18 protein-coding genes and 2 tRNA genes are annotated in these 22,054 nt (G+C 61.1%); 10 read left to right on the forward strand and 10 right to left on the reverse strand.

The window, feature by feature from the left end; translation table 11 throughout:
• Positions 1–100: 100 nt before the first annotated feature.
• The 5 genes from murI to hemA are packed head-to-tail and all read right to left on the reverse strand — an operon-like array spanning position 101 to position 4,833.
• A complete protein-coding gene (gene murI, locus DKB71_RS28435; protein ID WP_323606996.1) occupies positions 101–892 on the reverse strand; it encodes a glutamate racemase in 792 nt (263 codons plus the stop codon).
• Entirely contained in the window at positions 885–1,640 is a 756-nt protein-coding gene (locus DKB71_RS28440) for a molybdopterin-synthase adenylyltransferase MoeB (protein WP_408598840.1), read from the reverse strand. The genes murI and DKB71_RS28440 overlap by 8 nt, the downstream gene beginning before the upstream one ends.
• Entirely contained in the window at positions 1,634–2,464 is an 831-nt protein-coding gene (gene prmC, locus DKB71_RS28445) for a peptide chain release factor N(5)-glutamine methyltransferase (RefSeq protein ID WP_408598842.1), read from the reverse strand. Before prmC ends, DKB71_RS28440 begins: the two co-directional genes overlap by 7 nt.
• Entirely contained in the window at positions 2,465–3,547 is a 1,083-nt protein-coding gene (gene prfA, locus DKB71_RS28450; protein WP_020799741.1) for a peptide chain release factor 1, read from the reverse strand. It lies immediately after the preceding gene.
• Positions 3,544–4,833 (reverse strand): glutamyl-tRNA reductase, encoded by a 1,290-nt coding sequence (gene hemA / locus DKB71_RS28455; RefSeq protein ID WP_274074162.1) that lies wholly within the window; start codon positions 4,831–4,833, stop codon positions 3,544–3,546. Before hemA ends, prfA begins: the two co-directional genes overlap by 4 nt.
• Before the next feature lie 301 nt (positions 4,834–5,134).
• Between hemA and DKB71_RS28460 the strand changes: the two genes are divergently transcribed.
• The 8 genes from DKB71_RS28460 to ychF all read left to right on the forward strand — a co-directional run bounded on the left by DKB71_RS28460 (position 5,135) and on the right by ychF (position 12,055).
• Positions 5,135–6,859 carry a tetratricopeptide repeat protein gene (locus tag DKB71_RS28460; protein WP_274074161.1) on the forward strand — a complete coding sequence of 575 codons (1,725 nt, stop codon included), beginning with the start codon at positions 5,135–5,137 and terminating at the stop codon, positions 6,857–6,859.
• A 4-nt stretch (positions 6,860–6,863) separates the two neighbouring features.
• Positions 6,864–7,481, forward strand: coding sequence for a lipoprotein insertase outer membrane protein LolB (lolB, locus tag DKB71_RS28465; RefSeq protein WP_274074160.1), 618 nt, complete (start codon positions 6,864–6,866; stop codon positions 7,479–7,481).
• A gap of 1 nt (position 7,482) precedes the next feature.
• Complete coding sequence (gene ispE, locus DKB71_RS28470; protein ID WP_408598846.1) at positions 7,483–8,334, forward strand: 4-(cytidine 5'-diphospho)-2-C-methyl-D-erythritol kinase; 852 nt, start codon at positions 7,483–7,485, stop codon at positions 8,332–8,334.
• Between the two features lie 36 nt (positions 8,335–8,370).
• Positions 8,371–8,445, forward strand: a tRNA-Gln gene (locus DKB71_RS28475).
• A gap of 45 nt (positions 8,446–8,490) precedes the next feature.
• Entirely contained in the window at positions 8,491–9,432 is a 942-nt protein-coding gene (locus DKB71_RS28480; protein WP_003171603.1) for a ribose-phosphate pyrophosphokinase, read from the forward strand.
• 142 nt (positions 9,433–9,574) lie between these two features.
• Positions 9,575–10,177, forward strand: a complete 603-nt coding sequence (locus DKB71_RS28485; protein WP_274074158.1) for a 50S ribosomal protein L25/general stress protein Ctc — start codon at positions 9,575–9,577, stop codon at positions 10,175–10,177.
• 170 nt (positions 10,178–10,347) lie between these two features.
• Entirely contained in the window at positions 10,348–10,932 is a 585-nt protein-coding gene (gene pth, locus DKB71_RS28490; protein ID WP_008037207.1) for an aminoacyl-tRNA hydrolase, read from the forward strand.
• Between the two features lie 22 nt (positions 10,933–10,954).
• A complete protein-coding gene (gene ychF / locus DKB71_RS28495) occupies positions 10,955–12,055 on the forward strand; it encodes a redox-regulated ATPase YchF (protein WP_274074157.1) in 1,101 nt (366 codons plus the stop codon).
• 65 nt (positions 12,056–12,120) lie between these two features.
• On the opposite strand, the gene DKB71_RS28500 is transcribed toward ychF, so the two are convergent.
• Both DKB71_RS28500 and DKB71_RS28505 read right to left on the reverse strand, forming a co-directional pair.
• The gene (locus tag DKB71_RS28500) at positions 12,121–14,322 is read right to left on the reverse strand and encodes an OsmC domain/YcaO domain-containing protein (RefSeq protein WP_408601169.1); all 2,202 of its coding nucleotides are present in this window, start codon (positions 14,320–14,322) and stop codon (positions 12,121–12,123) included.
• 100 nt (positions 14,323–14,422) lie between these two features.
• The gene (locus DKB71_RS28505) at positions 14,423–15,640 is read right to left on the reverse strand and encodes an MFS transporter (protein ID WP_274074155.1); all 1,218 of its coding nucleotides are present in this window, start codon (positions 15,638–15,640) and stop codon (positions 14,423–14,425) included.
• 242 nt (positions 15,641–15,882) lie between these two features.
• Here DKB71_RS28505 and DKB71_RS28510 point away from each other — a divergent pair.
• Positions 15,883–15,959 (forward strand) — tRNA-Met (locus DKB71_RS28510).
• Between the two features lie 170 nt (positions 15,960–16,129).
• Here DKB71_RS28510 and DKB71_RS28515 read toward each other — a convergent pair.
• Positions 16,130–17,239 carry a DUF2817 domain-containing protein gene (locus DKB71_RS28515; protein WP_408598850.1) on the reverse strand — a complete coding sequence of 370 codons (1,110 nt, stop codon included), beginning with the start codon at positions 17,237–17,239 and terminating at the stop codon, positions 16,130–16,132.
• Between the two features lie 153 nt (positions 17,240–17,392).
• On the opposite strand from DKB71_RS28515, the gene ggt reads away from it, so the two are divergent.
• Positions 17,393–19,225, forward strand: a complete 1,833-nt coding sequence (gene ggt, locus DKB71_RS28520) for a gamma-glutamyltransferase (RefSeq protein WP_408598852.1) — start codon at positions 17,393–17,395, stop codon at positions 19,223–19,225.
• 52 nt (positions 19,226–19,277) lie between these two features.
• Here the strand turns inward: ggt and ddlA are convergent, their stop codons facing one another.
• Together ddlA and DKB71_RS28530 are read right to left on the reverse strand one after the other, a co-directional pair.
• Complete coding sequence (ddlA, locus tag DKB71_RS28525; RefSeq protein WP_408598854.1) at positions 19,278–20,372, reverse strand: D-alanine--D-alanine ligase; 1,095 nt, start codon at positions 20,370–20,372, stop codon at positions 19,278–19,280.
• 252 nt (positions 20,373–20,624) lie between these two features.
• Positions 20,625–21,938 (reverse strand): MFS transporter, encoded by a 1,314-nt coding sequence (locus DKB71_RS28530; RefSeq protein WP_408598856.1) that lies wholly within the window; start codon positions 21,936–21,938, stop codon positions 20,625–20,627.
• Positions 21,939–22,054 lie beyond the last annotated feature (116 nt).

Here is a 22,054-nt window from a genome sequence, read left to right on the forward strand (position 1 = left end):
CGATTACGTTTGGTGTTTTTTTTGCTCTACGTACACAGCTATAGAAGTCGACGGTTATTCAGAAGTTCCACCCCGATTGTGCCCCTGCCCCACAACTTGTTTACCCTTCGAAGCTTCGCACAACCCCAGCGTTATTCCACAAGATTGGCAATATATTTGTGAAATGAACAGGATCGGCACTGGTCCAGAACTGCGCAGCACGCGCAGGCCCGGCGGCGAGTAGTTCGCGCTCGGCCAGCAGGCGTTGAAGCTGGCGCGCGACCGCCGCGCCGGTGTCGATCAGGCTGATGTCATCGGGGATCATCTGCTTGAGCAGCGGCTTGAGAAACGGGTAATGGGTGCAGCCCAGGATGATGGTGTCGGCGCCTTCGGCAAGCAGCGGCTCGACGTAACCCTGCAGCAACTGACGCAGGGTGGGGCTGTGCAGATCGCCTTGTTCGATCAAATCGACCAACCCGGGGCAGGGCTGGGTGATCACTCGAACGTCGGTGGCGAATCGGTCGAGCAGCGCGGCAAACTTGGCGCTCTGCAGGGTGCCCGTGGTGGCCAGCACGCCGACCACGCCGCTGCGGGTCGCGGCGGCCGCCGGCTTGACGGCAGGCTCCATGCCGACGATGGGCCACTGCGGGTAATCGCGACGCAGGTCGGCGACCCCCGCGACCGTCGCGGTGTTACAGGCCAATACCAGGGCCTTGGCGCCCTGGCCTTGAAAAAACTCGGCCATGACGCTGCAACGCTGGCGGATGAATTCCGGGGTTTTCTCGCCGTAGGGAATGTTCCCACAGTCGCCGAAGTACAACAGGGATTCGTCAGGCAACAAACGCTGGATCTCGGCCAGCACCGAAAGCCCACCGACGCCGGAGTCGAACACGCCGATCGGCGCCTCACGCATGCTTGGGCCCACAGACGCTGCATCCCGGATCACGCTTGACCCGCAACTCGCGGAAGCGCGTCCCCAAGGCGTCGATCAGCAACAGGCGCCCCACCAGCGGCTCGCCAAAGCCGGCCAGCAACTTCAGCGCTTCGAGGGCTTGCAGGCTGCCGACCAGCCCCACCAGCGGACCGACCACCCCGGCCTCGCTGCAGGTCAATTCGGCTTCGCTGCCGTGCCCATATAAACAGTGGTAGCACGGGCTTTCTGCCCGACGCGGGTCGAACACCGACAATTGCCCTTCCAGGCGAATCGCCGCACCGCTGACCAGCGGCTTGCCGGCGCTCACGCAAGCGGCGTTGACCGCTTCACGGGTGGAAAAATTATCGGAGCAGTCGAGGACCACATCCACACCGGCCACGACCGCCGCCAGCGAGTCTTCATCCAGCGCCGCGCGGTGGGCGACCAGGGTGATCTGCGGGTTGATGGCCGTCAGGCGCTTGATCGCCGAGTCGACCTTGCTCATGCCGACGCTGTCGGTGTCGTGAATGATCTGGCGTTGCAGGTTGGTCAGGTCGACCGTATCGAAGTCCGCCAGATGCAACTCACCCACGCCGGCCGCCGCCAGGTACAACGCCACCGGCGCGCCAAGCCCGCCGAGGCCGACGATCAGCACGCGGCTTTCCTTGAGCCGCAACTGACCGTCGATATCAATGTGCTGCAACAGAATCTGCCGGCTGTAACGCAGCAATTCCTGATCATTCAGCATGGCAGGCGCCCCAGGCTTATGCGTTGATGACCGCCCAGGTCGGTGCGGCTGTGGACCTGTTCGAAACCATGGGTCAGCAGCAGATCGCGCACCGCCTCGGCCTGATCGTAACCGTGCTCGAGCATCAGCCAGCCGCCCGCGTCCAGATGGTCCGGCGCCTGGGCAATGATCAAGCGCAAATCGTCGAGCCCGTCGACACCGGCCACCAGGGCGCTGGCCGGTTCGAAACGCACGTCGCCTTCCACCAGGTGCGGATCGGCGGACGCGATATAGGGCGGATTGCTGATGATCAGTTGAAAACGTTGACCTTGCAGGGCGCTGAACCAATGACTGCTCAGCACCGTGGCATTGCTCAGGTGCAAGCGCTGGCGATTGCGCTCGGCCAGGGCCACGGCTTCCAGCACACGATCCACAGCGGTGACCTTCCATGCCGGACGTTCGCTGGCCAGGGCCAGGGCAATCGCGCCGCTGCCAGTGCCCAGATCGAGAACTTTGGCGGGCGTGGCGGGCAACAGTTCCAGCGCGGCTTCCACCAGCAACTCAGTGTCCGGGCGCGGAATCAGGGTGTGCGGTGCGACTTCCAGGTCGAGTTTCCAGAAACCTTGCTGGCCAAGAATGTAGGCCACCGGCTCACCGCTGCGGCGACGCTGCAAATAGTCGGCGAAGGTCAACGCCGCTTCGCTCGGCACGATGCGTTCCGGCCAGGTGTGCAGGAAGCTGCGGGATTTGCCCAGCGCCGCCGCCAGCAACAACTCGGCATCCAGGCGCGCCGTGGGCGAGTCGGGCAGATCGGCCGCGCGCAACAGACTGGCAATGATCGTCATTTACTCACCTATGGCGGCCAGTTGATCGGCCTGGTACTCGGCCAGCAACGGCTCGATCACTGCATCGACGCCCCCGGCGAGGATTTCGTCGAGGGAATACAGGGTCAGGTTGACCCGGTGGTCGGTGACCCGGCCCTGGGCGAAGTTGTAGGTGCGGATGCGTTCCGAGCGATCCCCCGAACCCACCAGCAACTTACGCTCGCTGGCGATGGCATTCGCGGCGGCGCTGGTTTGCTGGTCGTTTAGCTTGGCCGACAGCCAGGACATCGCCCGCGCACGGTTCTTGTGCTGCGAACGTTCTTCCTGGCACTCGACCACGATGCCGGACGGCAAGTGGGTGATGCGAATCGCCGAATCGGTCTTGTTCACGTGCTGACCGCCCGCACCGGAGGAACGGTAGGTATCGATGCGCAAGTCCGCCGGGTTGATCTCGATCGCTTCCTGTTCGTCCGGCTCGGGCAACACCGCCACGGTGCAGGCCGAGGTGTGGATGCGGCCTTGGGACTCGGTCGCCGGCACGCGTTGCACGCGGTGGGCGCCGGACTCGAACTTCAGCTTGCCGTAGACGTTGTCGCCCTCGACTCGCGCGATGACTTCCTTGTAGCCGCCGTGTTCACCCTCGTTTTCCGAGAGGATCTCCACCCGCCAGCCGCGTCGCTCGGCGTAACGCGAATACATGCGGAACAGGTCGCCAGAGAAAATCGCCGCTTCGTCACCGCCGGTGCCCGCGCGGATTTCGAGGAACACGTTGCGCCCGTCGTTCGGGTCCTTGGGCAGCAGCATGCGTTGCAGATTGGCTTCCAGCTCGACCAGGCGTTCCTTGGCCTCGCGGACTTCTTCCACGGCCATTTCGCGCATGTCCGGGTCGCTGTCCTTGAGCAAGGCCTGGGCGCCTTCGAGGTCGCCCTGCACTTTAAGCAGCTGTTTATAGGTTTCGACGATCGGCTCGACTTCCGCGTACTCCTTGGAATAGGCGCGGAACTTGTTCTGATCGGAAATGACCTCGCCATCGCCAAGCAAGGCGGTCAATTCCTCGAAACGGTCCTGGAGGATGTCCAGCTTATTGAGCAGTGACGCTTTCATTGCGGTTTCTTATCCGAAAAGCTATCCGATGAGCCCTCACCGAGGGCAAAGAGTTCCTGGGCCATCGCCAGCGCATCGAGGCGACCTTCGGCAGAGAGCTTTTTCAACTGCACGCTCGGTGCGTGCAAGAGTTTATTGGTCAAGCCGCGCGCCAATTGCACCAGCACCTCTTCGGCGCTGCTGCCGTTGGCCAGCAGGCGCTGGGCCTTTTGCAATTCTTCGTCGCGCAGGCGTTCGCTCTGTTGACGATAGGCCTTGAGCACGTCGACCGCCGCCAGTTCGCGCAGGCGTACCATGAAATCTTCGGCGCCGACCGAGACCATCTCTTCCGCGGCCTGGGCTGCCCCCTGGCGACTCTTGAGGTTCTCGGCGACCACTTCGTGGAGATCGTCGACGCTATACAGGTAGACGTCGTCCAATTCGCCGACTTCCGGCTCGATATCACGCGGTACGGCGATATCGACCATGAAGATAGGCTTGTGCTTGCGCAGCTTCAGGGCGCTTTCGACAGCGCCCTTGCCAAGGATCGGCAACTGGCTGGCGGTGGAACTGATGACGATGTCGCTGCGCACCAGCTCCGCCGGGATGTCCGACAGCAGCACCGCATGGGCGCCGAACTGCTCGGCCAGGATGCTCGCGCGCTCCAGTGTACGGTTGGCGACCACGATACGCTTTACGCCCAGGTCATGCAGGTGACGGGCGACCAGGGTGATGGTCTCGCCGGCGCCGATCAGCAAGGCCTGGCTGCGTTGCAGGTCACTGAAAATCTGTTTGGCCAGGCTGACCGCGGCAAACGCCACGGACACCGGGTTCTCGCCAATGGCGGTGTCGGTGCGCACTTGCTTGGCCGCATTGAACGTGGCCTGGAACAGGCGCCCGAGCAACGGCCCGATGGTCCCGGCCTCCCGCGCGACGGCGTAGGCGGATTTCATCTGGCCGAGGATCTGCGGTTCGCCCAACACCAGCGAATCGAGCCCGGAGGCGACCCGCATCATGTGACGAACTGCCGCATCGTCTTCGTGCACATAAGCGCTCGCGCGCAGCTCATCGAGGCTCAAATGATGATATTCGGCCAGCCAGCGCAGCACGGTATCGGCCGACAGGTGATCCTGTTCTATATAGAGTTCACTGCGATTGCAGGTGGAGAGGATCGCAGCTTCGCGGCTGTCGGTGAGTCGGCAGAGCTGCTGCAAGGCCTCAACCAGCTGCTCAGGGGTAAAGGCCACGCGCTCGCGGACGTCTACTGAAGCAGTCTTGTGGTTAATACCGAGTGCAAGGAAGGCCATTCAAGGTCGCTGGTGGTGACGTGAAGCCGGCAATTGTCCTACTTCGACACATGGAGAACAACTACTCGATATCTATTGACCTGGTAGGCAGCGCCGCGGACTGCGAGCGATTCTCGTTTAGTGTAGGGGCTGGCTTGCCAGCGAAGGCGTCCTGACGCCTTGCGTTGGCCTTCCGGGCGTCTTCGCTGGCAAGCCAGCTCCTACAACGACCTGTGTCCACGGGAAAATGCCTGCCCGGTTATGTTTGGCCGAAGGCTTGTGTCATGATGATCCGACCGCAGGTTAGTCGTCCTCTTCCTATATGAATAGATCTTCCGCGTTGCTCCTTGCCCTTGTCTTTCTCAGCGGCTGCCAGGCCCTGGCCCCCGCGTCGACGGACGACCCGTCGCCGGTCGAAGACACCACGGTGGCCCCTGAAAAGCCCAAGGTCTACAGCTCGTTCAGCGAAGACACCGTCTTCAGCCTGTTGAGCGCGGAACTGGCTGGCCAGCGCAATCGTTTCGACATCGCCCTGGACAACTACGTGACCCAGGCCATCAACACCCAGGATCCGGGCATTTCCGAGCGGGCCTTCCGCATTGCCGAGTACCTGGGCGCCGACCAGGCCGCCCTGGATACGGCACTGATCTGGGCGAAAAACGCGCCGGACGACCTTGAGGCCCAGCGAGCCGCCGCCGTGCAACTGGCGCGCGCCGGGCGCTATGACGACTCCATGGTCTATATGGAGAAGGTGCTGCAGGGCAAGGGCGATACCCATTTCGACTTCCTCGCGCTGTCCGCGGCCGATACCGACCAGGACACGCGCAACGGCCTGATGAAAAGTTTCGACCGCTTGTTGCAGCGCCACCCGAACAACGGCCAGCTGATTTTCGGCAAGGCCTTGCTGCTGCAACAGGATGGCGACACAAAAGGCGCGCTGACCCTGTTGGAAGACAATCCACCGGACGACGGCGAAATCGCCCCGATCCTGCTGCGTGCGCGCCTGCTGCAATCCCTGGATCGCGGTGACGAAGCCTTGCCGCTGCTGCAAAAAAGCATCAGGAAATACCCGGACGACAAGCGCCTGCGCCTGACCTACGCGCGCATGCTGGTCGAACAGGACCGCATGGATGACGCCAAGGCCGAGTTCTCCAGCCTGGTGCAGCAATACCCGGATGACGACGACCTGCGTTATTCGCTGGCGCTGGTGTGCCTTGAGGCCAAGGCCTGGGACGAGGCCAAGGGCTACCTGGAAGACCTGATCGCCCGTGACAGCCACGTCGACTCGGCGCACCTGAACCTGGGGCGCATCGCCGAAGAACGCAACGATCCACAAGGTGCGCTGATCGAGTACGCCAAGGTCGGGCCGGGTAACGACTACCTGCCAGCGCAACTGCGCCAGGCCGATATCCTGATGGGCAACGGCAGGACCGCCGAAGCGCAAAAACGCCTCGCTGCCCAACGCGACGAGCAACCGGACTACGTGATCCAGTTGTATCTGATCGAAGCCGAAACCCTGTCGGCCAACAAACAGGGGGACAAGGCCTGGAAAGTCCTGGAACAGGCGCTGCAACAATACCCGGATGACCTGAATCTGCTGTACACCCGGGCCATGCAGGCGGAAAAACGCAATGACCTGGCGCAGATGGAAAAAGACCTGCGCCTGATCATCAAGCGCGACCCGGACAACGCCATGGCATTGAACGCCCTCGGCTATACCCTGTCTGACCGCACGACGCGCTACGCCGAAGCCAAGGCGCTGATCGAGCAAGCGCACCAGATCAGTCCGGAAGACCCGGCGGTGCTCGACAGCCTCGGCTGGGTGAATTACCGCATGGGCAATCTCGACGAAGCCGAGCGCCTGCTGCGCCAGGCCCTGGAGCGTTTCCCCGACCAGGAAGTCGCCGCTCACCTGGGCGAAGTCCTGTGGGCCAATGGCAAGCAAACCGAAGCCCGGCAAATCTGGGGCAAATTCCTCAAGGAACAACCCGACAGCCCTACCCTGCGCAGTACCATCAAGCGCCTGACCGGATCAGAGACTCTTTAAGATTATGTTTTTGCGCCACTTCATCGTTTTCAGTTTCATTGCCCTGCTCGCCGGTTGTGCGGGCTTCGGTGCCCGCGAATCGGTCGAGGGCCACGGAGACCCCGCCCAATGGCGCCAGCACAAACAGCAGCTGGCGAGCCTTGATGGCTGGCAGATCGACGGCAAGATCGGCATTCGCGCGCCGAAAGATTCCGGCAGCGGCACGCTGTTCTGGCTGCAACGCCAGGATTACTACGACATTCGCCTCTCCGGCCCCCTGGGTCGCGGGGCGGCGCGCCTGACCGGACGCCCGGGCAAGGTTTCCCTGGAAGTCGCCAACCAGGGTCGCTACGAAGCGGCGTCCCCGGATGCCCTGCTCGAAGAGCAGCTTGGCTGGAAGCTGCCGGTTTCCAACCTGGCCTGGTGGGTCCGCGGACTGCCGGCGCCGGACAGCAAAAGCCGCTTGACCCTCGATGGCAATAGCCGCCTGGCCAGTCTCGAACAGGACGGCTGGCAGGTCGAATACACGGCCTACACCGAGCAAAACGGCTACTGGCTGCCTGAGCGGATCAAACTGCACGGCACCGACCTGGATGTCACGCTGGTGATCAAGACTTGGCAACCGCGCAAGTTGGGGCAATGAAATGCCAGCCAAGCAACTGACCCTGCCCTCCCCGGCCAAGCTCAATTTGATGCTGCACATTCTGGGTCGCCGTGAAGACGGTTACCACGAATTGCAGACGCTGTTTCAGTTTCTCGACTACGGTGACGAAATCACCTTCGCCGTGCGCGACGACGGCGTCATTCGCCTGCACACCGAGTTCGAAGGCGTCCCTCACGACAGCAACCTGATCGTCAAGGCGGCGAAAAAACTCCAGGAACAATCCGGCTGCTCGCTCGGCATGGATATCTGGATCGACAAGGTCCTGCCCATGGGCGGCGGCATCGGCGGCGGCAGTTCGAATGCCGCCACCACCCTGCTCGGCCTCAATCATCTGTGGCAATTGGGTTGGGATGAAGATCGACTGGCTGCACTGGGCCTGACGCTGGGCGCTGACGTCCCGGTTTTCGTGCGCGGGCATGCGGCGTTCGCCGAGGGCGTGGGGGAAAAACTGACCCCTGTCGACCCGGAAGAACCCTGGTATCTCGTGCTCGTACCGCAAGTCTCTGTAAGTACGGCAGAAATTTTTTCAGATCCGTTGTTGACACGTAACACGCCGCCCATTAAAGTGCGCCCCGTTCCCAAGGGAAACAGTCGAAATGACTGCTTGCCGGTGGTAGCAAGGCGTTATCCAGAGGTACGTAACGCATTGAATTTGTTAGGTAAATTTACCGAAGCAAAACTCACCGGAACTGGAAGTTGTGTGTTTGGGGGCTTCCCAAGCAAAGCTGAAGCTGATAAAGTCTCGGCCCTTCTTACAGAGACCCTTACAGGGTTTGTAGCAAAAGGAAGCAACATTTCGATGTTGCACCGCAAGCTGCAAGGTCTGCTCTAAAAGAACCGATTACTGGGTAATCGTTGCAACAGATACAGGGGCGTCGCCAAGCGGTAAGGCAGCAGGTTTTGATCCTGCCATGCGTTGGTTCGAATCCAGCCGCCCCTGCCATTTTCAATACTCATCCAGGTTACCCTCAGCCTCTAGGTACTGCGCGTGTCCAAGATGATGGTCTTTACGGGGAATGCCAACCCCGATCTGGCTCGGCGTGTCGTACGTCAGCTGCATATCCCTCTCGGTGACATCTCTGTCGGTAAATTTTCCGACGGCGAAATTACAGCCGAGATCAATGAAAACGTCCGCGGTAAAGATGTCTTCATTATTCAGCCGACTTGCGCTCCGACCAACGATAACCTGATGGAACTGGTAGTGATGGCTGATGCCTTCCGCCGCTCCTCGGCTACTCGTATCACTGCTGTTATTCCTTACTTTGGTTATGCCCGTCAGGATCGCCGTCCGCGTTCCGCACGTGTGGCTATCAGCGCGAAAGTCGTTGCTGACATGCTTACCGTAGTCGGCATCGACCGTGTTCTCACGGTTGATCTGCATGCTGACCAAATCCAGGGTTTCTTCGATATTCCGGTAGATAACATCTACGGCTCCCCGGTTCTGGTGGATGACATCGAAGATCAGCGCTTCGAAAACCTGATGATCGTGTCCCCGGACATTGGTGGCGTCGTGCGTGCACGTGCCGTTGCCAAATCCCTGGGCGTGGATCTCGGGATCATCGACAAACGCCGTGAGAAAGCCAATCACTCTGAAGTGATGCATATCATCGGTGATGTCGAAGGGCGTACCTGTATTCTGGTCGATGACATGGTCGATACCGCCGGCACCCTGTGCCACGCGGCCAAGGCCTTGAAAGAGCATGGCGCTGCCAAGGTTTTCGCCTACTGCACGCACCCTGTGCTGTCGGGTCGGGCGATCGAAAACATTGAAAATTCCGTGCTGGACGAGCTGGTGGTGACCAACACCATCCCGCTGTCCGCTGCAGCACAAGCCTGTGCGCGTATCCGTCAACTGGATATCGCACCGGTTGTTGCCGAGGCGGTCCGCCGCATCAGCAACGAAGAATCGATCAGCGCGATGTTCCGCTAAGGGCCCTGCCCTTCTCGAAATGTCTCGTTGACGAAAAGCGCCCCGCCCCGGCATTCCTGTCGGGGCGGGGCTTTTTTGCCCATATCGCCTTTAGCGCTGGTCGCAAACGCTGGGGCGAGTGTGGTTATTTTGGAGATACAACATGAACGATTTTACTCTGAATGCTGAAGTGCGTTCCGACCTGGGGAAAGGTGCGAGCCGCCGCCTGCGTCGTCTCGCAAGCCTGGTTCCAGCTGTAGTTTACGGTGGCGAAAAAGCCCCTGAATCCATCAGCATGCTGGCCAAAGAAGTTGCCAAACTGCTCGAAAACGAAGCGGCTTACAGCCACATCATCGAGCTGAACGTTGGTGGCACCAAGCAAAACGTAATCATCAAGGCTCTGCAGCGTCACCCGGCCAAAGGCCACGTGATGCACGCTGACTTCGTACGCGTTGTAGCTGGCCAGAAACTGACCGCTATCGTGCCTGTACACTTCGTTGGCGAAGAAGCTCCGACCAAGAAAGGCGGCGAAATTTCGCACGTTGTTTCGGAAATCGAAGTGACCTGCCTGCCGAAAGACCTGCCTGAATTCATCGAAGTCGACCTGGCTAACGCCGAAATCGGTTCGATCATTCACCTGTCCGACCTCAAAGCTCCTAAAGGCGTTGAGTTCGTTGCTCTGGCACACGGTGATGACAAGGCTGTTGCCAACGTCCACGCTCCACGTGTTGCTCCAGAAGCTACCGAAGAAGGCGCTGCAGAGTAATTCACTCTGTGATGCCGGAGTGATCAAGTAACATCGCGGACTGGAACGTAGCGAGAAAGCGGGCGAGAACGCGGAGTTTACATCATGGTAAATGAGCAATTTTCGTCCACTTTCGCCGCTCTCCCGGATTGCGGCGATGTTATCCACCACTCCAAGGAAGGGCCCCTATCGTGACTGCCATCAAACTGATCGTTGGCCTGGGTAATCCAGGCGCTGAATACGAACAGACCCGGCATAACGCAGGGGCCCTTTTTGTTGAGCGCATCGCGAACGCACAAGGTGTGAACCTTGTGGCGGACCGCAAATATTTCGGCCTGACCGGGCGCTATTCGCATCAGGGTCAGGACGTTCGTCTGCTGATTCCCACCACGTACATGAACCGCAGCGGCCAGGCCGTGGCGGCCCTTGCCGGATTCTTCCGCATCAAGCCTGAAGAAATCCTCGTGGCGCATGACGAACTCGACCTGCCACCCGGCGTTGCCAAGCTCAAGCAGGGCGGCGGCCATGGCGGTCACAACGGGTTGCGCGACATCATTGCGCAACTGGGCAATCAGAATACTTTCTACCGCCTGCGACTTGGCATCGGCCACCCGGGCGTCGCCAGTATGGTTTCAAATTTCGTCCTGGGTCGTGCGCCACGCGCCGAACAGGAAAAACTCGATGCCAGCATCGACTTTGCCCTCGGCGTGCTGCCGGATATCCTCGCCGGTGAATGGAACCGCGCGATGAAAAACCTGCACAGCCAGAAGGCCTGACTCTTATCCGAGGGGAAACACCATGGGATTCAATTGCGGCATCGTCGGCCTGCCTAACGTCGGCAAGTCCACCCTGTTCAACGCCCTGACCAAATCCGGTATCGCGGCCGAGAACTTCCCCTTCTGCACCATCGAACCGAACAGCGGTATCGTGCCGATGCCGGATCCACGCCTGCAAGCCCTGGCGGAAATCGTCAATCCAAAGCGCATCCTGCCGACCACCATGGAATTCGTCGACATCGCAGGCCTGGTGGCCGGCGCGTCGAAAGGTGAAGGCCTGGGCAACAAGTTCCTGGCCAACATCCGTGAAACCGATGCCATCGCCCACGTGGTCCGCTGCTTCGAAGACGAGAACGTGATTCACGTCTCCAACAGCGTCGACCCGAAACGCGACATCGAAATCATCGACCTGGAACTGATCTTCGCCGACCTCGACAGTTGCGAGAAACAACTGCAGAAAGTCGCGCGTAATGCCAAGGGCGGCGACAAGGACGCAGTGGTCCAGAAAGGCCTGCTGGAGCAACTGATCGCTCACTTCACCGAAGGCAAGCCAGCGCGCAGCCTGATGAAGAACATGAGCACCGACGAAAAAGCGGTGATCAAGGGCTTCCACCTGCTGACCACCAAGCCGGTAATGTACATCGCCAACGTCGCTGAAGACGGTTTCGAGAACAACCCGCACCTGGACGTGGTCAGGGCCATCGCCGAAGAAGAAGGCGCCATGGTCGTTCCGGTCTGCAACAAGATCGAAGCGGAAATCGCCGAGCTCGATGACGGCGAAGAGAAAGACATGTTCCTCGAAGCCCTGGGCCTCGAAGAGCCTGGCCTGAACCGCGTGATCCGCGCCGGCTACGAAATGCTGCACCTGCAGACCTACTTCACCGCCGGTGTCGAAGAAGTCCGCGCCTGGACCGTACGCGTTGGTGCCACCGCACCACAAGCCGCTGGCGTGATCCACACCGACTTCGAAAAAGGCTTCATCCGCGCCGAAGTGATCGCCTACAACGACTTCATCCAGTACAAGGGCGAAGCCGGTACCAAGGAAGCCGGTAAATGGCGCCTGGAAGGCAAGGATTACATCGTCAAGGACGGCGACGTGATGCACTTCCGTTTCAACGTCTGACGTTCGCAGCCTTCAACAAAAAAAGCACCCTCGGGTGCTTTTTTTGTGAGCGCTATGAAAGTGGATCAGTTCGCCACTTTCGCGCGGGCCGAGTGCAGTTTCTTGTAGCTGTCGATCAGGCGCAGGTGTCGGTCGAGACCCTCCAGCTTCATGCTGGTCGGCGTCAAGCCGAAGAAGCGCACGCTGCCGTTCACGGAGCCGATCGCGGCGTCCATGCGCTCGTTGCCGAACATACGGCGGAAGTTGGCCTCGTAATCGACCAGCTCCAGGTCCTCGTCCAGTTCCATTTCCAGCACCACATTCACGGCCTGATAGAACAAGCCGCGCTCGACGGTGTTGTCGTTGTACTGCAGGAACATTTCCACCGCCTCTTTCGCCTCTTCAAACTTCTGCAAGGCGAGATAGATCAGCAACTTCAACTCCAGGATCGTCAACTGACCCCAGGCGGTGTTGTCGTCGAACTCGATGCCGATCAAGGTGGTGATGTCGGTGTAGTCGTCCAGCTCGCTGTCTTCCAGACGCTTGACCAGCGACTTCAGGCCGGCCTTGTCGAGGCTGTGCAGATTGAGGATGTCCTCGCGGAAGAACAGCGCCTTGTTGGTGTTGTCCCAGATCAGGTCGTCCACCGGATAAATTTCCGAGTAGTCCGGCACCAGGATGCGGCAGGCCGTTGCACCGATGTGCTCATACACCGCCATGTACACTTCCTTGCCCATGCCTTCGAGAATGCCGAACAAGGTCGCGGCTTCCTCGGCATTGGAGTCTTCACCCTGGCCGGAGAAGTCCCACTCGACGAATTCGTAGTCCGACTGGGCACTGAAGAAGCGCCACGACACCACGCCGCTGGAATCGATGAAGTGCTCGACGAAGTTGTTCGGCTCGGTCACCGCATGGCCTTCAAAGGTCGGCAGTGGCAGGTCATTGAGGCCTTCGAAGCTGCGGCCCTGCAACAATTCCGTCAGGCTGCGCTCCAGCGCCACTTCCAGGCTCGGGTGCGCGCCGAACGAGGCGAACACACCGCCGGTGCGCGGGTTCATCAAGGTGACGCACATCACCGGGAACTCGCCGCCCAGAGACGCATCCTTGACCAACACAGGGAACCCCTGCTCTTCCAGCGCCTGGATACCCGCGAGAATCCCAGGGTACTTCGCCAGCACTTCGGCGGGCACATCCGGCAGGGCGAATTCGCCCTCGATGATTTCGCGCTTCACCGCGCGCTCGAAGATTTCCGACAGGCACTGTACCTGCGCTTCGGCCAGCGTATTGCCGGCGCTCATGCCGTTGCTCAGGTACAGGTTTTCGATCAGGTTGGAAGGGAAATACACCACCTCGCCGTCCGACTGGCGCACGTACGGCAGCGAACAGATGCCACGCTCTTCGTTGCCCGAGTTGGTGTCGAACAGATGCGAGCCACGCAACTCGCCATCGCGGTTGAAGATCCGCAGGCAGTACTCGTCGAGAATCTCCGCCGGCAGTTCGTCTTTAGGGCCAGGCTGGAACCAGCGTTCATTCGGGTAATGCACAAACGCCGCGTTGGCGATGTCTTCTCCCCAGAACTGATCGTTATAGAAAAAGTTGCAGTTCAGCCGCTCGATGAACTCGCCCAGAGCCGACGCCAGCGCGCCTTCCTTGGTGGCGCCCTTGCCGTTGGTGAAACACATCGGCGAGTGCGCATCGCGGATATGCAGCGACCACACATTGGGCACGATATTGCGCCACGAGGCGATTTCGATCTTCATGCCCAAGCCGGCGAGAATGCCCGACATGTTGGCAATGGTCTGCTCCAGCGGCAGGTCCTTGCCGACAATGTAGGTGCCCGCATCCGAACCTGAAGTGGAAGCCGGCATCAGCAATGCCTGGGCGTCGGCATCGAGGTTTTCCACCTCTTCAATGACAAATTCAGGCCCGGCCTGCACCACTTTTTTCACGGTGCAACGGTCGATGGAACGCAGGATGCCCTGGCGGTCCTTGTCGGAGATATCAGCCGGCAACTCGACCTGGATCTTGAAGATCTGGTTGTAGCGATTTTCCGGGTCGACAATGTTGTTCTGCGACAGGCGGATGTTATCGGTGGGAATGTTGCGGGTGTCGCAGTACAACTTCACGAAGTACGCCGCACACAACGCCGACGAAGCCAGGAAGTAGTCGAACGGACCGGGTGCCGAACCATCGCCCTTGTAGCGGATAGGTTGATCGGCCACCACGGTGAAGTCATCGAACTTGGCTTCAAGTCGAAGGTTGTCGAGAAAATTGACCTTGATTTCCATGCGGGGTACCAGAATAACGAGCAAACGAATGGTCGCCATTATCCGGCTTTTCAGCCGGAAGTCTCGTGCAAGCTCGAGCTTCCGGCCATGTGGTGGGTGATCAGGCCTTTTTGGTACGCGGCAGGAAAATCGCTAATACGCCCAATAACGGCAGGAACGAACACAGGTAGTACACGTATTCGATGCCGTGGATGTCCGCCAGGTGCCCCAGCAGCGCCGCGCCAATCCCGCCGAAACCGAACATCAGGCCGAAGAACACCCCGGCAATCATCCCGACATTGCCCGGCACCAGTTCCTGGGCATACACCACGATGGCCGAGAAGGCCGAGGCGAGGATGAAGCCGATGACCACGCTGAGGACGGTGGTCCAGAACAGGTCCACATGGGGCAGCAGCAAGGTAAAGGGGGCAACGCCAAGGATCGAGAACCAGATCACCGCCTTGCGCCCGATCTTGTCGCCGATGGGCCCGCCAAAGAAGGTCCCCGCGGCCACCGCGCCGAGAAACAGGAACAGGTGCAGTTGCGAACTGGCCACCGACAGGTCGAACTTCTCGATCAGGTAGAACGTGAAGTAACTGGTGAGGCTGGACATGTAGAAGTACTTGGAGAACACCAGCAGCCCGAGCACCACCAGCGCGCTGGTCACCCGGCCCTTGGACAGGCCGTGGGTCGCTGCCTGGCCCTGCTTGAGCTTGAACAGGTTCAAGTGGTTGGCGTACCAGCGGCTGATCCGGTAAAGCACGAACAGCGCAAACACCGCGAACAGGCCGAACCAGGCCACATGCCCTTGCCCGTAAGGAATGATGATCGCCGCCGCCAGCAACGGACCGAACGCCGAGCCCGCGTTGCCGCCGACCTGGAAGGTCGATTGCGCCAGGCCGAATCGCCCTCCCGAGGCCAGTCGTGCCACGCGAGAAGCTTCCGGGTGGAAGGTCGAGGAGCCAATGCCGATCAAGCCCGCCGCCAGCAGGATCAGCGGGAAGCTGCCGACCACCGACATCATCACGATGCCGATCAAGGTGCAGACCGTACCGGCCGGCAACAGCCAGGGCTTGGGATGGCGGTCGGTGTGGTAGCCAACCCAGGGTTGCAGCAGTGATGCGGTCAGTTGAAACGTCAGGGTGATCAGGCCTACCTGGGTGAACGTCAGGCCATAGTTGGCCTTGAGCATCGGGTAGATCGACGGCAGCACCGATTGAATCAGGTCGTTGATCAGGTGCGCCAGCGCCACTGCGCCAATGATGCGCATGACCAACGGACTGCTTTGTGAAGACGCGGGCGCCGCCGCAGTGGCGGACTGAACGTTGCTGATAGCCATGAAATTTCCGAAAAACAGAGGGATGCACACGGGCAGGTGCATCAATGTGCCATTTTTCGCTGCGGCAGCGCCATCCCCTTAGCCTGCTAACGACCTCGCAATTTCGCAGATTTCGGCTTGATCGATGCCCTCCTCCGCTCCGGTTTTTCGGCTCGGGAAGATAAGCGGTTGAAAGTGTAGAGAAATATTTTAAATTTACGCTTGACGCATCTCCATTACCGGTGAATAATGCGCGCCATCTTGGCTACATAGCTCAGTTGGTTAGAGCATAGCATTCATAATGCTGGGGTCCGGGGTTCAAGTCCCTGTGTAGCCACCAAGTGCTAAAAACGGCTTACCGAAAGGTAGGCCGTTTTTTTTTGCCTCGCGAAAATGGCTGCACCCTTGTAGGAGCGAGCTTGCTCGCGATGGTCTCAAGGGCACCGCGCTTAATCAGTCAGCACGCGTCATCGTTGACGACCATCGCGAGCAAGCTCGCTCCTACAGGCCTCAGGCCCGAAGCGTCGGCAAGGCGGTCAATCCCCGCTCCCAGATCTGCCAGGTCCGCAACCAGACCATGGCCTGCCAATCGCTGTCGGCGGGATAGAACTGTTCAAGCAGGTTCAACTTGATCTCTCGCCCTACTCCACCGTGGACATCACCGTGCAGGTGCAGCCAATGGTCATCGCGCAGATGCCGATGAACCTCCGGCCCCGGATAAGTCCCGCACTCGATGACGAAGGGCATCAACCGCACCTGCGGTAGTGCATCGATCAAGGCTTGCGAGGTGTAGCCGGTGGCCGTCGCCGCCACACCGGTTTCGCTGAGGGTGTCGGCACCGGTGTGCAGGGTGTAGAGCCATGGACCATAAATCGCCTGCGCATCGGCCAATGCCGGATACGGCGCCTGGGTGATCGTCAGCAACATCGGATGACCATACTCCCCGGCACCGGTGTGCAAGTCGAAACACAGGGCGACGTCCGCATGGGCCACGTGCTTTTGCAGGATCTGCTGCAAGGTGCGGTTCGACCAGCTGGGGGCTACCCCGCCATAGAACAGGCCATCCGCATGCGCATGCTGGCCACCCTCGACTATCGACATGACCGCAGGCCAGCCATGCAGGCGGATCTGCTCGTCGAGCAAGGCATCGGCGCGGTCACGCTCGGGCCCGCGCAGCTGGCTGCAGGCGTAAATCTCATGCAGGGCGTCATAGGCCTGGTTATCCGGTAACGCAGCCGCGAAATCCAGGTGATTGCGGTTCAGGTCGATGTTGTCTTCGTTGACCCTGCGCAGCCACGCCATGCCCCAGGGATTGATCGCATGAACCATCACCACCGCGACATCGGCCGGCAATGTGCGCTTGCCGAGCTCCTGCAGCCACTTGATCTGGCACCCCGAGCCATAGAAGCCCTCGACCCCGTGCGTGCCGCTCAGCGCGATCAGCAGGCGCTTGGCGCCAGGATCGCCGAGTACCGCCACATCGGTGCCCAGCGCCTCGCCTGAAGGCCCCTTGAGGGGATGGGGATACTCAGTCAGCGTCGCGCCGGCCGCGGTGGCCGCCGCCAGGAATTGTTCGCGTTGGGATCGGTAGCTTGGCTGGATGGGAAACTCGCTCTGCATGTCTGCCTCTTGTGGGTCTTCTGGCCTCATCGCTGGCAACGACCCTACCTAAAATCCGTCGATTGATGAAGGGCAAGCGCGCCTTCTGGTTTGCGTCACTGCGAGGTCGCCGATACAGTCGCCGATACATTTATCCAACGGACGGAGTGCCCCATGTTCTCAGCCTCCCACACGAGTCGCGTTCGCCTGTCAGCCCTCACGCTGATCATTACCGCATTGACCCTTGGCGCCTGCCACAACACGTCGGCCCCGACGCTGCCGGCTGCACCGGAAAGCGCGTCCGGTTATCGCACCGACCTGCAGACTCGACATGCCTCCCGGCACATGGCGGCCGCGGCCAACCCCTTGGCGGCCGAAGCCGGGCGGGAGATGCTGCGTCGGGGCGGCTCGGCCATCGATGCCGCCATTGCGATGCAAGCGGTACTGACACTGGTCGAGCCGCAGTCCTCAGGGATAGGCGGCGGCGCGTTGATCGTGCTCTGGGACGGCCAATCCGTGCGCACTTACGACGGGCGCGAAACCGCACCGGCCGGCGCCAGCGAAAAACTGTTCCTGCAGGCCGATGGCCAACCGATGACGTTCACCCAGGCGGTGATCGGAGGGCGCTCGGTGGGCACCCCGGGGGTGTTGCGAGCCTTGGAGCTGGCCCATCAAAAACACGGTCGCCTGCCATGGGCGCAGCTGTTCGAACCCGCCATCACGCTCGCGGAGCAAGGCTTTGTCATATCGCCCCGCCTGCACCGGCTGATCGCCGCGGATTCATCCCTGAGGCGCTCTGCGGAGATGTCAGCGTATTTCCTCAATGCCGATGGCAGCCCGAAAGCCGCCGGCACGCTGTTGAAAAATCCACCCTTGGCCGCCGTGTTGCAACGCATCGCCAAGGAAGGGCCGGATGCCTTCTACAAAGGGCCCGTTGCGCAAGAGATCGTGGCCAAGGTCCAGGGGCACGCCAACCCTGGCAGCCTGTCGCTGAGCGACCTGGCCAACTACAGCGCCAAGGAGCGCGCGCCCCTTTGTACCGACTACAAACGCTGGCAGGTCTGTGGCATGCCGCCGCCGTCGTCGGGCGGGATTGCCATGGCGCAGATCCTCGGCACCCTGCAGGCCCTGGAAACGCGCGACAAGCGCTGGGCCCTGGCGCCCATGCAACCGGTGAAAACCAACACCACCGCCGGCTTTGAACCGCCCGCCGAGGCCGTGCACCTGATCAGCGAAGCCGAGCGCCTGGCCTATGCCGATCGCGCGCAGTACGTGGCCGACTCGGACTTCGTGCCGGTGCCCGTCAAGGGCCTGATCGACCCGGCTTACCTGGCCAGCCGGGCTGCACTGATCGGCGAGCACAGCATGGGCATGGCCAAACCGGGCACGCCGCCGGGCATCCAGGTCGCTTTCGCGCCAGACCGCTCGCCCTTGCGCATCTCCACCTCGCAAGTGGTGGCGGTCGATGACGCAGGCGGCGCGGTGTCCATGACCACCACCATCGAATCCGCCTTCGGCTCGCACCTGATGGTCCAGGGTTTCCTGCTCAACAACGAGATGACCGACTTCTCGTTCATTCCCGAGGAGAACGGACAGAAAGTCGCCAACCGCGTCGAGCCCGGCAAGCGTCCGCGCTCCTCCATGGCCCCGACGCTGATCTTCGACCGCCACAGCGGTGAGTTCCTCGCCAGTCTTGGATCGCCCGGTGGTTCGCAGATCATCGAGTACGTGGCCAAGACCACCATCGGCCTGCTCGACTGGCAGCTCGATCCGCAAGCGGCGATCAACCTGCCCAACTTCGGCAGCCGAAATGGCCCGACCGAACTGGAGAACGGGCAGTTCAGCGCGAAGTTGATCCAGGTACTCAAGGACAAGGGCCACGCCGTCAATGAAATAGACATGACCAGCGGCACCCAGGCAATTGTCCGGGTCAAGGATGCGCAGGGTAAGGCTTCGCTGGCCGGCGGGGCCGATCCTCGGCGTGAGGGGGAAGCATTGGGGGATTGAGTCGCTAACGGCGTGAACGGGTCTGCCTGGGCGTTGGCAGGCCCGCGTCCCCTCAACGACTGATTTTCAACGCCTGCCGGGCCTGGTGTTTCGCCAGTGCCAGGTCGATCAAGCGTGTGACCAGTTCACTGTAGGTCATGCCGGCTGCCTGCCACAGTTTCGGGTACATGCTGATGCGGGTGAACCCCGGCAGCGAATTGATTTCGTTGATCAGCACTTCGCCGCTCTCGGTCAGGAAGACATCGACCCGCGCCAGGCCGGAGCAGCCCAGCACCTGGAACGCCTCGACGGCCATGGCGCGGATGCGCTCGCTGGCTTCGACGCTGATCTGGGCCGGAACTACCACCTGCGCGGCCTTTTCGTCGATGTATTTGCTGTCGTAGGAGTAAAACCCGCTGTGCACCACGATCTCGCCACAGCCGCTGGCGATGGCCTCCTCGTTGCCAAGGACCGCGCATTCGATCTCGCGCCCCTTGACCGCCGACTCGATCAGCACTTTTTCATCGAAGCTCAATGCCAGCTCGACCGCCGCCGCATATTCGGCTTCGTCGCTCACCTTGCTCACCCCAACGGAAGAACCCTGGTTGGCCGGTTTGACGAACAGCGGCAGGCCGAGCTTGCCGCTGACCTCGGTGAACCCCGTGCGCGCGACGCTGGCGCGGGTCAGGGTGACGAACGGCGTGACGGCCAGGCCAGCATCACGCAACAGGCGCTTGCTGATGTCCTTGTCCATGCAGACCGCCGACCCCAGCACATCGGAACCGACAAATGGCAAATCGGCCATGCGCAGCAAGCCCTGCAGGCAACCGTCTTCGCCCAGGGTGCCATGGACGATCGGGAAGATCACGTCGACATGGCCCAGCAATTCGGGCCCCGCCGTTTCCACCAGTTGCTGACGGGCCTTGCCCGGCACCACGGCCAATTCGCGATTGGATTGATTGAGCGCGATCAGGGCCGGGTTTTCCTGGTTCAGCAGGAAATTCGAGGGATCGTTGAGGTGCCAGTGGCCTTGCTTGTCGATGCCGATCAGCACCGGCTCGAAGCGCGAACGGTCCAGTGCATCGACAATGTTTTTCGCCGACTGCAGCGACACCTCGTGCTCAGCCGACCGCCCGCCAGAAATAACGCCCACACGCAGTTTACTCATTGCCTGGCCCCATGGTGGATGTGCTTGCAACCCGGATAGCCGTCACGTTACGGCTGCAAGGTCTTGGCGTCCAGCGGCTCTCCGATGGTCTGTAGGAGCGAGCTTGCTCGCGAAGGTTTTGAAAGCGCTGCGTTCATTCAGGAAGCAGGCGTAATCGTTAGCCTCCATCGCGAGCAAGCTCGCTCCTACAGTGAAGAGCGCTTGAAAATTGTCCTGTAAATATAAGGAAGCCGCGCCAGTCACCCTTGCCTATCACGCCGCACCGGCGGCCGGACACCCGGCGATGCTCTGCATCCGTGTGCCGAAATACGCCGCGCTGAGCACGCCCACCGCGCCCATCACTGCGCAGAAGATCACGCAGATCCAGGGGCTCCACGGCATCAGGCCGATCAATAGCAAAGGTGTAATGCTCGCCCAGGCGGCGTAGGCAATGTTGTAGGTGAAGGAAATACCCGAGACGCGAATCCGCGCCGGGAACAGGCTGACCATCACCGACGGCACCGCGCCCACCACCCCGCAACTCAGGCCGGCCACCGCGTAAGCCAGGCCGACCCAGTTGCCGCCGCTGATCAGGCAGCTATAGAGCACGCCGATGCCCAGGGGCAGCAGCAGGCTATAGAGCATCACGGTGCGCCAGGCGCCGATGCGATCGACCAGCAAACCGGCGAGCACGCAGCCGATGTTCAGGAAAACGATGCCCAGTGCGCTCAGGGCGAAGGTGTGGCTGGCGGTCATACCGAAGGTTTTCTGCATCATGGTCGGGGTAATGACCACGAACACCACCACCGCCGATGTAAGCACGCAGGTGAGGATCATCGCCGGCAGCAGGGCCAGGCGATGTTCGCGCAGGACCGCCCGCAGCGGCAACTCGACGGCCGCCTCACGCCGTGCCTGCATGGCCATGAACACCGGGGTTTCGCTGAGCCAGCGCCGCAGCCAGACGCCAATCACGCCAAACACCCCGCCCAGCAGGAATGGGTAACGCCACGCGTAGTCGAGGATTTCAGCCGGGGTGAAGGCCTGCGCCAGGAACGTCGCCGTCAGGGCGCCGAGCAAGTAACCGAAGGTCAGCCCCGCCTGCAGGAAGCCCAGGGCGTAGCCGCGATGGCCGGCCGGCGCGTGTTCGGCCACGAATACCCAGGCGCTCGGCACTTCGCCCCCCACCGCCGCGCCCTGAAGGACGCGCAGGACCAACAGCAGCAGCGGCGCGAAATAGCCGATCTGCGCATAAGTCGGCATGATCCCGATCAGCAGGCACGGCAGCGCCATCATCAGGATGCTCAGGCTGAACACCTTCTTGCGCCCCAGGCTGTCGGCGAAATGCGCCATCAGGATTCCGCCCAGGGGCCGCGCCAGGTACCCGGTGACGAAGATGCCGAAGCTTTGCAGCAGGCGCAGCCACTCGGGCATTTCCGGCGGGAAAAACAACTGGCTCAAGGTCAGGGCGAAAAATACGAAGATGATGAAGTCGTAGATTTCCAGCGCGCCGCCGAGGGCCGCGAGCCCCAGGGTCTTGTAGTCCGAGCGGCTGAACGGCAGCGGACGTGGATCGGTATTGGTAGTCATGTAAAGAACTCTGGCACAGGCAAAAACCAAGGCGCCCATGGTCTACGCAAACGCGCCGGCGGACAACCCGTTAGACCAAAGTCCCATAGGCGCAAAAACAGCGCCGCAAAAAGCAT

This window comes from Pseudomonas sp. PLMAX (assembly GCF_046042685.1).
GTDB classification, from domain to species: domain Bacteria; phylum Pseudomonadota; class Gammaproteobacteria; order Pseudomonadales; family Pseudomonadaceae; genus Aquipseudomonas; species Aquipseudomonas putida_AE.